Source organism: Candidatus Albibeggiatoa sp. nov. BB20 (genome assembly GCA_016744725.1).
Classification (GTDB): Bacteria; Pseudomonadota; Gammaproteobacteria; order Beggiatoales; family Beggiatoaceae; genus Albibeggiatoa.
The window spans coordinates 19,882-32,669 of record JADGDW010000031.1; the positions used below are offsets into that span (position 1 = coordinate 19,882).

Below are 12,788 nucleotides of genomic sequence, written 5' to 3' on the forward strand. Positions count from 1 at the left end.
GATATTAAAAATGGGGAAATATCATGATTACTAATCAAACCACAGATAGAATGCTACGCTCGTTCAATGACACATTGGCGATTCTATTTGCACATCAAGTCGGTTTTTTCAAATTACTAAGCGAGAAAAAATCTATTTCTGAAGCTGAATTAGCAATCAGCCTTAATTTACCTGCACGTAGTGTTTCAGCTCTCACTTCTCTATTTGCATCTCAAACACCACCATTAGTTGAAAAAACATCGGATGGCAATGTGCAATTCGCACCAGAAGGTGATGCTTATCTAAATCCAAAAAGTTCACACTTTATGGGTGGTTTTATTGATTTTATTATCAAAAATAAAGAAGCGTTTTCACCAGATGCGTTTGCCACTCAAATGCAAGTCGATGAACCACATCGCTCCATGTTTGATGAAGATAAAGCATTTAACCAACAAATGATCGCAGCCATGAATGCTAAGAGTATTGGACCTGCATCAGTATGGGCTGAATGTATTGACTTATCCAAACATCAACATTTTTTAGATATTGGTGGTGGTTCAGGTATTTTCTCAACTAATGTGGTCAAAAAATGGTCACACTTACAAGCCACAGTATTTGAATTGCCGTTTATTACTGAGATTACTCTGCAATATATTGCAGATATGCCAATATCTGTCATTGGTGGTAGTTTCCGTGAAGATAAATATCCACAAGCTGACATCCATTTTTATTCGGATATTTTTCACGATTATAATGATGCTGACTGCGCGATACTTGCCCAAAAAAGCTTTAATGCGTTACCACAAGGTGGACGTATTATTTTACATGAATTACCTTTTAATCAAGATAAAACCGCACCTTATACGACTGCACTGTACAACCTGTCGGTCATTCGTTGGACACATGGTCGACAATATTCCAGTGATGAATTTTTTCAATTTTTGGGAAATGCGGGCTTTGAACAATTAGAAATCATTCCTACAAACTATCTTGATTGGGCATTGATTACAGGTGTGAAGGCTTAAAACTCGTTTTTGTCGTATCAGAGATGGGAATAGGTATGATATTTGAGAATCTCAAAACCTAGGAGTCCTTTAAATCATACTCAAAAATTCCCCACTGTTGTGAATGGGCTTACTATCTAAAAGGGTTTGTAGGCACCTAAGAGTGAATCCATTCTTAGGTGCTAACCTTGTTTTGTGTAACATTTTAGAACAAATGAACGATAGCAATCCTTTGGCATTACAAATAGAGTCTAACGATACAACCAAACCCGCATCAAAGACATCAATTTGTCAGTATCGACAGGTTTAGATAAGTAATCATTAGCTCCTGCATCAATACACTTGGCTTTATCCCCTTTCATTGCTTTTGCTGTTAGCGCGATAATCGGTAACTTACGAAAACGAGTTTGGCTGCGAATCTGTTGCATTGCTTCATAACCATCCATTTCAGGCATCATAATATCCATTAATACAATATCAATTGATTGATCTTCATCTAGGGTTTGTAAGGCTTCTTTACCATTCATTGCAACGATAACCTCCATATCTTTATCTTCTAAAACAGTGGCTAAAGCAAATGTATTACGGGTATCATCATCGACAACCAAGACTTTTTTACCTTTTAAAATCGCCTCTTTGTCATGCACCATTTGCAACATTTGGCGTTTTTCTTCTGGTAATTTACCTTCAATCTGATGTAAAAATAAAGTGGTCTCATCTAGTAATCGTTCAGGAGAACGTACCGCTTTGACCGTTAAAGCATCCTCAAACTTAGCAAGCTGCTTTTCTTCTTGTTCAGTCAATTCTCTTTCAGCATATAGAATCACAGGAATCTTGCGTAAGCTCTCTTCTTTCACTAAGCAATTTAATAAACGCAGGCCTGTAGCCTGTTCGACATCCACATCTAATACGATGCAATCGCATTCAGTTTGTTTTAAAATTTCGATAGATTCATCAACTTGATTGGCAATCAATGATTCAACAGATTCACCACCCACAATATCTAAAATCCGAGTGCCATGGTCTTTTTGATCCACAATAATCATGATAGTGCGGATATCTTTATCAATGAAATGTTCAATTTTACGAAATGCCTCGCCTAATTCACCCATGCTCACAGGTTTGAGTAAATAGCCAATCGCGCCCATACGTCGAGCATCATTACCTTGCTCTGTTCCCGATACAAAATGAACAGGAATATGACGGGTTTCAACATCTGTTTTAAGCCGTTCCATGACGGTAAATCCATCGACATTTGGCAAACCTACATCCAAAATAACGGCATGAGGTTTATATTGTTTAGCCAGCTCTAGGCCTGCCCGCCCATCTTCAGCCACAATACATTTAAAGTCTTTTTCACGCGATAGCTCCATCAAAATACCAGAAAAATTCCGATCATCTTCAATAATTAAAATCAAGCGATCTTTAGGGTGTAATTTATCTCTATCATCTTGAATTGGAGGTATGTTTAATCCAGAGATGATTCGAGCTGGTTCTAGTTCAGTCGATTCAACGGAGTTGACTGTTGGTGTTATTATTTCCTGTGTAGGTGCAGGTGGTGGTGTTCGTGTTGGAGCACTATTTTTTGGAAGCTCATAGTCTGGCATCACTGCAGGTAGCGCACCTTCTGCGTATTCCAGCTTATCAGATAAATACAGCGTAAAAGTACTGCCTTTATTTGCTTCACTGCTGAGTTGGATATCCCCTCCAAGTAAGCGTGCTAATTGGCGCGAAATAGAAAGCCCTAAACCTGTGCCACCAAATCGGCGGCTGGTACTGCCATCTGCTTGCTGAAAGGCTTCAAAAATAGGCCCTTGTTTTTCTTTTGGAATACCAATCCCACTATCAACAACACTGATTGCCACCATATCTTGTGTAGAAAGTTTATTGGTACGTAAAAATCCACTTTCTATTGGTCGATAAATATCAACTTCAACCCCACCATGCTCTGTAAACTTAAATGCATTAGACAGTAAATTGGTCACAATCTGGCGAAACCGCTGGGTATCCGTATGAATATATTGTGGTAATTGGGGGTCAAGATTGATGTGGAATTGCAAGCCTTTTTTCTCTGCAACATGGTGAAACTTACTTTCCAAGTTAAATGCAAACTCAGATAACACCACTTGCTCAACATTAACTTCGATTTTACCTGCTTCAACTTTAGATAAATCCAAAATATCATTAATTAAATCCAGTAAATCTGAACCTGAATCATGAATTGTTTTTGCGTATTCTACTTGTTTATCACTTAAATTCTGAGCTTTATTCTCCGTCAGCAATTGAGCTAGAATAAGCATACTATTCAATGGAGTACGTAGCTCATGAGACATATTAGCTAAAAATTCAGATTTATAGCGGCTTGCCATTTCCAACTCTTGTGCCTTGGCTTCGATTTCAACCTGACTTCTCTCTAATACACTATTTTTTTTGTGAATTTCAGATTTTTGCCGTTCCAAATCTTGAGTGCGTTGCTCTAATTCTTCATTAGTTTGGCGTAATTCTTCCTGTTGCGATTGCAATTCTTCTTGTTGTGATTGTAGCTCTTCCGCTTGGGCTTGTGATTGTTGCAACAATTCTTGCATTTTGGTTCGGGACTCTGCCGTATTCACTGCAATGGCAATAATGGGCATCGTTTGTCTCAACCATTCCCGTTGAATATCAGTAAATTCGCTAAAACTACCAATTTCAATTACACCGCGTACTTTATTATCATAGATAAATGGCAATACAATAATATTGTGTGGTTTTGCATGACCTAAACCTGATTGGATTTGCATGTAATCATCAGGTACTTCTTCCATAATAATGGTTTGCTTTTCCAATGCCGCTTGGCCAACCAGCCCTTCGCCCATTTTATATTCATTAGAAAAATTTTTACGATGTGTATAACCATAACTTGCAATTAAACGTAGTGAAATATTGTCTTTATCTATAATCCGTTCTACAGAAAGATAAAATACACCCACTTGGGCTTTTAAATATTGAGTGAGGAAAGTGATAATATTCTTTGCGAGGTCATTAATATTTTGCTCCCCACTCATGCTGTTATTTAGCTCAGTTTGCCCAGTTTTTAACCAATCTTGGATCGTATTTTTAGTCGAAACCGTTCGCAACATCTCAGTCATATTTTGTAATGCTGAACCTAACTGATCTTGCTCTGATAAGAGGACAATATCTTTTTCATAATCCCCTTGAGCAATAGCATTGGCTTGTTTAATTGTATTTTTAAAGCTTTTAGTTAATACTTGGGCTGAAACGGTTAATTCTGAAATTTCATCACTACCATGTACTTTAAGTTCAGTCTGAAGTACTTGACCTTCTGATAATGCTTTAAGATTATGTTTTAATTGCACAAGTGGGGTTAAAATATTGTTGGTAAAACGGTGTGCAACCCATAAAACCATTAGAATAACAAGGATGATTGAAAGCAAGAAAATATACTTAAATAATTCAACTTCTCTCAGAGCTGCATTAGCATCTGTTTGTTTAATAAGAATCCAATAATCTTTATTTGTACCTAATAATTGTATTTGGTCAAAAGTAGAAATCATGTTGCTTTCGAGTAATACACCTTGTTTATTATCTGCAACCGCAATTGCTAGAGTAGGGCTATACTGATTCAGAAAGCCATTTTGATGTTCAGTGTGATTGCTGTGATAAACAAAACGTCCAAGATTATTCAGTAATATGTACTCAGAATAGATACCTTCTTGCTGAATTTGTTCTTGCTGATGCAACAGGTTTAAAATAATATTTGCATTTAGCGTAATAGAAATAATACCTTGCTTCTCACCATTTTTATTAACGATAGGCATCGAATAACGTAACAACAGTGTTTCTTCATCCATTTGTTGTATGTAATAACTGTCAAAATCAATATTACCTTCATCAAGATTGATTGCTTGAGTAAAGTAGTGCTCATGACTTATATTTTGTAGTTCATGGGACGATACAATTTTTTGAACTTGTGTAAAACTATCGGCTTCAATTTTAAATAGCTCTTCACCTCTCAAATCAATTATTTGCAATGAATGGTATAAGCCTTTAGCACCCATGAGTGAAGAAAAAGCATTGCGCATATTGCGCCACCAAGACTTGGTTTTATAGGGTTCGCCAAGATAGTACCAAGTGATATAGCGTTTGAGTGCGTAAAAATCTTCGAATAAAATTAAATCATTTGGCACATTATCAATTATATCTTTGAATTTATTAGTTAATAAATCAATATTCTCGCTATCTTTTTCTAAAATAGTACTGGTTAAAGATTGGACATTACTCTGGTAAGTGTAATAACCTAGAAAGCTAAAAGGCAAAACAGTTAAGACTAAAAATACCAAGCTGAGTTTAGTTTTAAGATTTAATCGCATTATTGTACAGCCTTTTTAATCAACAAAATCAATCAATTGCATTTTTCTCACACACCAGCCTAAAACTTGCTCAACGTCAGCAGGTAATATGTTGGTATAGTGTTTTGCTACAGGTGTTAAGGCATATTTAAGACCTAAATGTGCCTTGATTGTTTGTAATTCTGCTAAGATAATCCCCGTCATAGAAAATACGTCCCCCGCTGTGATTTTATTAGGTTTAAGCTCTTTAAAATCAATGCTATTCACATTTGTAGTCCTTTGTATTCTGACAATTTCGGTCATTAGTTGTTCAGCAGCAGCATAACTTTCAGTCGGTGTTGTATTTTTATTTTTTGGTGGCGGAATGCTGTTATTAGCAATGTTTTGTGCATCTAATATGGCGTTAATATCTTCTGAAATGCGCATGGCTTGAGCAAATACAAATGATGGACTTAGTGATTTCTTTAGTAATAAATCAAGTTCAGCAGAGATATTATTAATAAAATTGAAACTATCAACGACTCTAATATTTTTAAATTTTTTTTCTTCAAACTCAATGTTTGGAATATCTAGAGCGTGCTTAATAATTTTGAGTTCAGTTAGAATTCGCAGCACTTGTCCGTAAACGATGATAGGCGGGGGGGTTTTACGAGGTTCGCGTGAAGACACTGCAATATAAGGAAGGCCATTTTTTTCACGGAAGAGATTGATTTTTATCAGCACTTCATAGGTTTTTTGCCACATGTGACGTGAATAAAGCTCAATATTCACTTTGCTTGGTTTCACTTGAGTAGTGACCCGAAAAAATTGTTTTAATAGCTTGATCTCTTCATTGATAATATAAAGCTGTTTATATACATCGCTTGGTGTTGTTTTATAGCCCTGATAGCTCGTCATCGCAAAAAGGCTGAAAGGCTGAAAAAACAACAGTAATAGTAAGAGATATTTTTGCATTGTTAACACCCATTCATAGTGTTTAAATCAAATTGCCCAAGCTGCATGTTACGCAAGAAAAATAGGCTAAGCAAGCCTCTATTTTCACTAAAATCTGTTCATACTATGTATAAATCGCATGGTTTAAAAGATTTCAGCTCTTTTATACAAAAAAAATCTATTTTATATCTCAATTATTGCCTTATTTCAGATTGAATTAGTAAAGTATATTCTTTTTAGAAGATAGCATTGATCTAAGCATTTTCTAAGGTAAATATTTGTCATAAAACAGGAATAATGAACAAAGCCATCTATTTCATTCATGAAAAATGGGTAAATTAAAGCCTTTTGATAAAAATTACCCATATTATATTCTAATACTTTATTCAAGAAACTTGCTGCTGATACAGATGTGCATAAATACCTTGCTTGGCTAATAGACTATGATGTGTGCCGATTTCTGCAATTTCCCCCTGATTTAATACAATAATTCGATCAGCATTGGCAATAGTTGATAAACGGTGTGCAATCATAATCGTAGTGCGTCCTTGTTTTAACTGATTTAAAGACGCTTGCACTTGCTGTTCTGAATGGGTATCTAAGGCGGATGTCGCTTCGTCGAAAATCAGAATTGGTGCATCTTTTAGAAACGCGCGTGCAATTGCTAAACGTTGTCGTTGACCACCTGATAATTTCACTCCTCGTTCACCAACTAAGGTATCAAACCCATTGTAAGTTTGTTGAATAAAATCATGGGCATAAGCAGACTTTGCTGCTTGCTCAATGGCTTGTTGCGATGTTGCTCCACGTCCATAAGCAATATTTGCTGCAATCGTATCGTTGAATAACACCACTTCTTGACTGACCAAGGCGATATTTTCCCGTAAGGCTGCCAGCGGCATATCATGAATATCTATTCCATCAATTAAAATTTGCCCTTGTGTCGCATTGTAAAAACGCGGAATCACATTAGCTAAGCTGGTTTTTCCACTGCCTGATGCACCAACTAAAGCGACGGTTTCGCCTGCTTGAATCGTCAAACCAATTTGTTTTAAGGCCTGTTTATCCGCTTCATCATATTGCAAGTTAACCTTGCTAAATTGAATTTTGCCACTTAAACGTTGAATTGACTGTTTACCTGAATCTTGTTCTTCTGCTTGATCTAGTAAATTAAAAATACTTTGCGCAGCAGCTAAACCTTGTTGTAATTGATCGTTGATTTTGGTTAAACGTTTAATCGGCGCAAATAACATCCCCATCGCAGTGAATAATGACACAAAACCGCCGACCGTAATTTCATCAGTGGCCGCTTGCTGTGCCGCAATAAAAATAATCACGCCCAACACGCCCGCCGTCAACATTTGAACCACGAAAATACTTAAACCTGATGTGATTTGATTTTTGACTTCAAATTGACGGACTCGATTATTTATATTGCGAAAACGTTCACGCTCATACTTCTGCCCACCAAACACTTTGACTAATTTATGTCCGCTGATGGTTTCTTCCAAAATATGGGTTAATTGTCCCATGCTATCTTGCAAAGTGGTATTAATCCCGCGCAGTCGTTTGCTAACCAAACGCACCACCACCACGATCACAGGTACAACCGTGAAAATAATTGAGGACAACGCCCAGTTTAAATAAAACATCCAAGACAGTAGTCCAATAACAGTGATGCTATCTCGCACTAATACCACCAACACCTCGGTTGAGGCTGACATCACACGGCTGACATCATAAGTGACTTTGGACATCAATGTACCTGATGAGGCGTTGTCAAAATCTTTGGTCGGCAATACTAATAATTTATTAAACATATCGGTGCGCAAATCCATTACTACCCGACTGGCAACCCAAGTCATTGCCATGGTGCTGGTAAATGTTGCAATCCCTTTCAATAGAAATAAACCCATCAAAATTAGAGGCATGGTTTGTATAATATCAGGATTTTTTCCGACAAAACCACCATCGAGTAATGGTTTAAGTTGTGCAGGTAATGCCGCCTCAGTAATCGCAGAGATCACCATCGCAATAATAGCCAGTGAAAACACAGACCAATAGGGAGAGACTTTACTTAATAAACGTAGGTATAAATGGGATTTTTGCATGAATGTAAAATAATATGCTTATAGGGATGATTTATAAGTGGCTAAATAATAATAACTTTTCAGACTAAGTACAGTGTTCTATTTTTTAAACAACAAGTTTACCACGTTAAGCCTAGAATATTACGAATTCAACGCTATATTATCAGTGCTTGTCACAGGTAGGCGCACAACTTGTATATGTGGTTTTTTACCCAAAGTTAAACCCATTTTCAATTCCATCTCTTCATACATAAGGAGGCTTTTATGAGGTCAACTTTCAACGTTTTAATTCGAGTTTTCAAATTGCTTTTAGGGGCATTTATCATATTAATTGGCAGCATTGGCGTTTTTGTAAATTTACATGACTGGTTTTTCTTATTCCTTAATTTTATCTTTCTTGCGGTAGGTGTGGTTTTATTTTTAACCCCTATTTCAGAGAAATAGATAATCATTCAGCCCCTAAAAAAGCTAGCATTACAATGAATTAAACTAGCTTTTTTTTCTTTTTATGCTTCTGCAATCTCTGCTTGAAATAATTGCTTAACGGCTTGTTTCAAGGTCTTTAATATTTCGGGGGAATTGACCTCAGCTACAAATTGACTGACCCATAAAGGGTTATCTTTGCTCAAAACCGCTGAAACTTGCTCACCAAATACACGTAAAAAATCAAATCCTGGTTCATCATCCACAAAACCACATTGTGCATAGCTTTCACCACGTTGGTTTAACAGATCAATAAACGGTTGTTGATGCTCGCCTGCGCCTTCAATATCGGTTTTATTATCAGCAAAAGTGTGTGCCATATTCAAAGCGACAGCAGGAATAAAGGTTTGACGTTGCTCAGGTGTCAATTTTTCATACAATAATCTGTCAGAAACTTGCAACAAAAAGGCGAGATATTCCGCTACAATATTCAAACGGTCGTTACTGGTTGCCGTATGATAGCCTTGATTTTCGATTTCAACTACACTATTACCCGCAATACGCCAGCAGCTAAACGCCAAGGCGCCTGCAATCTCTTCTAAAGATTTTGCTTTATTCTGATTGCCATCTCGCTTGGTTTGATGCCAACGGGATTTAACTCGCATAAGACCATACTCCAAAAATGATGAATGAACACCGACCTCGTAAACGCTTTGGGCAAAACTTTTTACATGATTCTCAAGTGATTCAGCAAATTATCGCTGCCATTGCACCACGAGACCACGATTTTTTAGTTGAAATTGGCCCTGGGCAAGGGGCATTAACACAACCTTTGCTTACCCAAATTAAGCGTTTAGTCGCTATTGAATTTGACCGCGACTTGGTGCAGTATTTACAAGATCAGAATTGGGGAGAGCTGACGATTTATCAAGCAGATGTGCTTAAGTTTGATTTTGCAACACTCAATCAGCCGACTTTACGTATTGTAGGTAATCTGCCTTACAATATTTCTACGCCGCTATTATTTCATGTTTTGAATTATGCTGAAATGGTGCAAGATATGGTGTTTATGCTGCAAAAAGAAGTGGTTGATCGTATTGTTGCTAAACCCAGTTGTTCAGATTACGGGCGTTTGTCAGTGATGTTGCAATATCATTGTCATGCAGAAAAATTATTTAATGTCAGTCCTATGGCATTCAATCCACCACCAAAAGTAGATTCTAGTATTGTGCATTTGATCCCTCATGCTATACCACCTGTGCAACTCAATGATAAAGCCTTGTTTGAAAAATTGGTTGCTCAGGCTTTTACTCAACGCCGTAAGACATTGCGCAATAATTTAAAGCCATTGCTGAGTTCAGAACAAATTGAGCAAGTCGGTATTAATCCACAAGTGCGAGCGGAAACTTTGAGTTTAGAAGAATTTGCGGCTTTATCAAACTTATTGGTTGACTAAGAAGTATTGCAGTTGGTAATTGTGGTTTTACTAGAGGGTGTTGTATTTTAGCTGACAGATGAATATTCAGATAACGCTACATAATGTAACGCTATCTGATATAGTCAATTTCAGGTTGTATGTTAGGACTGGCAGTCCTTTTATACTTTAAATATCAAGCACTTTTAAAATTGAGGACTGCCAGTCCGTATCACTTTAAAATAAAACGACTATAACTTAATTAGAACAAGCTACTGTCTGAAGAGTAGTAAAGCACTCGTTCTCCATTATCTTGCTGTTGATAAACATCAATTTGCATATAGCCCGAACCACTAGTGCCATAAGCATCACCAAATAAAGATTTCACTTTGACATTTTGTGATGAATTAACATATAAGCCACCAAAGCCATCTGCACTGTCATCAATCCAGCCTCCAATATTAACACCGCCTGTCATAGACTGAGCATTAATTGAAAAACCAAATTGTCCTCTCGAATCGCCCGTGCTGCTAAGGGCTTCAGCCACATAAAACCCTGGTTCTAAGACGGCTGTTGTATGCTCTGTACCTGATGTGGTTTGTTGGCTAAAGACCGTAGTACGCTCTCCAGAGTCATCTTGTCTGCTAAGCTGAACCGTAATCGCATTGACATTACCTGTGTACTCATAAGGCGTAATGTTAACTGCCTCTGCTTCGGATAAATAAAACGCCATAAATCCGGGTGCTTCAGCATTTTCTTTCAGGGTCGCACCAGAATTAAATCCACCTGCGTTAACACCACCAGAGGTTGTAAAACTAATACCCCAGAAACCTTCAGTATTACCATTAAGTAAGCTTGCAGAAACCACATAAAAACCAGGCTGTTCAATTTCAATATCAAATGCACAATCTTGCTGTGTACACGTATTGCTACCAGTTAGCGCATCTGGAATTTGAATAACACGTTCTGTTGTAGTGGTGTCTATATTACCATCAGAGGTATTGTCAGTGTCAGGTGTTGGGGTACATGTTTTGGTTATGTTTTCACATCGCCATTGTTCATATAAGTCACGATCACCGATGGAAACAGAAAAGCCAATTGCCGATGAATCATAACGGCTATTCGAACCAGGCTGTAAATATAATGCTAAATAGCCTGTGGTTTCTTTTTGTATAACACCTGTTTCAAAACGTAAGTCAAAAATACTAATGCTGGCTTGCCCTTTGACAGGTTCAAAACGTTTACCATTTTCATTATCTAAATAAATGAAATCACCTTCACCACATGGTGCAGGATTGCTTACAGTGGCATTTGTTGGACAAAAATTAGGTTTTGTATCAGTATGGAATCCCACACCAGATAAAGGATCAGCAAAGTTAGATTGAAATGCAGCTTGTACTCCATTGACCCCTGGTGGTAATGGAACAGGTATTAAAAAGCTTTCGCCACCTGAAAAATCTCTTCTGATATAGGCGGATGGATCATAGCTGATTGTAAATGAAAAAATGCTCACATTATCAGTCATTTCAGGGTAATTACTTGCAATAGGTGCAACTCCTTCTTCAAAATCCCATGTTGTACCCTCTGTTGTTATCACTGGGTTCGATGTCACTGGGTCAGTTGTTACTGGATCATCAGTTGGGTTTGATGTGACTGGGTCAGTTGTATTATCAGTTGGAACTGTGTCATCAATTGGATCTGATGTAACTGGGTCAGTTGTTGTATCCGTTGCTGTACATGTTTTGCCTATATTTTCGCACCACCATTGTTCATACAATGCACGATCGCCGATAGAAACAGAAAAGCCAATCGCCGATGAATCATAATTACTACTCGAATCAGGCTGTAAATATAATGCTAAATAGCCTGTGGTTTGTTTTTGTACAACACCTGTTTCAAAGCGTAAGTTGTAAATACTGATACTGGCTTGCCCTTTTACGGGTTCAAAATGTGTCCCATTGCCATCATCTAAGTAGATAAAGTCACCTTCACCACATGGTGTGGGATTATCAACCGTAACACTTTCTGGACAAAAATTAGGTTTTGTATCAGCATGAAAACCAAGACCAGATAAAGGGTCAGCAAAATTTGATTGAAATGCAGCTTGCACTCCATTCACTCCCGGTGGCAATGGAATATGGACTAAAAAACTTTGGCCACCAGCAAAACTTCTTCTAATATAAGCGGATGGATCATAAGTGATTGTAAATGAAAAAAGGCTAACACCATCAGGCATTTCAGGATAGTTTGCCTCAAGGATGGGAACAGCTTCTTCAAGTGTCCACGGCTCTGCATAAGCAGGTAGCGAGCCTATACTAAGCATGACCGCCACCAGCAAAGCAAAGCGATTAACAGATATCAATTTTTTCATCATTTAAAACCTCAATGTATTAATTTAATCTTCCATTTCTGCAAAAGTTATACTCAAAGTTGTATTTTCATCAATATTGATTGGGATTGAGAAATAAATCAGAGTCAATTTAAGTAGGACAATCTATGAAATGGATATGAATTTGATAAAGCATAGCTTATATTTAATTAAAGTCATCTTTTCTTAAATATTTTATATTAGGTGAAGGGAAGTACACTATAGAAC

General features: G+C 37.2%; 7 protein-coding genes. 2 read left to right on the top strand and 5 right to left on the bottom strand.

All coding sequences use genetic code 11. From position 1 onward, the window contains the following. The first annotated feature begins 23 nt into the window (after window positions 1-23). Window positions 24-1,004 carry a methyltransferase gene (locus ABXH34_RS05485; protein ID WP_353570861.1) on the top strand — a complete coding sequence of 327 codons (981 nt, stop codon included), beginning with the start codon at window positions 24-26 and terminating at the stop codon, window positions 1,002-1,004. A 230-nt stretch (window positions 1,005-1,234) separates the two neighbouring features. Here ABXH34_RS05485 and ABXH34_RS05490 read toward each other — a convergent pair whose 3' ends face one another. The 4 genes from ABXH34_RS05490 to ABXH34_RS05505 all read right to left on the bottom strand — a co-directional run bounded on the left by ABXH34_RS05490 (window position 1,235) and on the right by ABXH34_RS05505 (window position 9,443). Further along, window positions 1,235-5,353 (bottom strand): response regulator, encoded by a 4,119-nt coding sequence (locus tag ABXH34_RS05490; RefSeq protein ID WP_353570862.1) that lies wholly within the window; start codon window positions 5,351-5,353, stop codon window positions 1,235-1,237. A 15-nt stretch (window positions 5,354-5,368) separates the two neighbouring features. Beyond that, entirely contained in the window at window positions 5,369-6,286 is a 918-nt protein-coding gene (locus tag ABXH34_RS05495) for a hypothetical protein (RefSeq protein WP_353570863.1), read from the bottom strand. A gap of 365 nt (window positions 6,287-6,651) precedes the next feature. Next, window positions 6,652-8,376, bottom strand: a complete 1,725-nt coding sequence (gene msbA, locus ABXH34_RS05500) for a lipid A export permease/ATP-binding protein MsbA (protein ID WP_353570864.1) — start codon at window positions 8,374-8,376, stop codon at window positions 6,652-6,654. 485 nt (window positions 8,377-8,861) lie between these two features. Then, the gene (locus ABXH34_RS05505; protein WP_353570865.1) at window positions 8,862-9,443 is read right to left on the bottom strand and encodes a hypothetical protein; all 582 of its coding nucleotides are present in this window, start codon (window positions 9,441-9,443) and stop codon (window positions 8,862-8,864) included. Window positions 9,444-9,460: 17 nt separating this feature from the next. Between ABXH34_RS05505 and rsmA the strand changes: the two genes are divergently transcribed. Beyond that, window positions 9,461-10,234: a 16S rRNA (adenine(1518)-N(6)/adenine(1519)-N(6))-dimethyltransferase RsmA gene (gene rsmA / locus ABXH34_RS05510; protein ID WP_353570866.1), complete on the top strand. Its 774-nt coding sequence runs from the start codon at window positions 9,461-9,463 to the stop codon at window positions 10,232-10,234. 220 nt (window positions 10,235-10,454) lie between these two features. Here rsmA and ABXH34_RS05515 read toward each other — a convergent pair whose 3' ends face one another. Next, entirely contained in the window at window positions 10,455-12,566 is a 2,112-nt protein-coding gene (locus ABXH34_RS05515) for a hypothetical protein (RefSeq protein ID WP_353570867.1), read from the bottom strand. Between the last annotated feature and the right edge of the window lie 222 nt (window positions 12,567-12,788).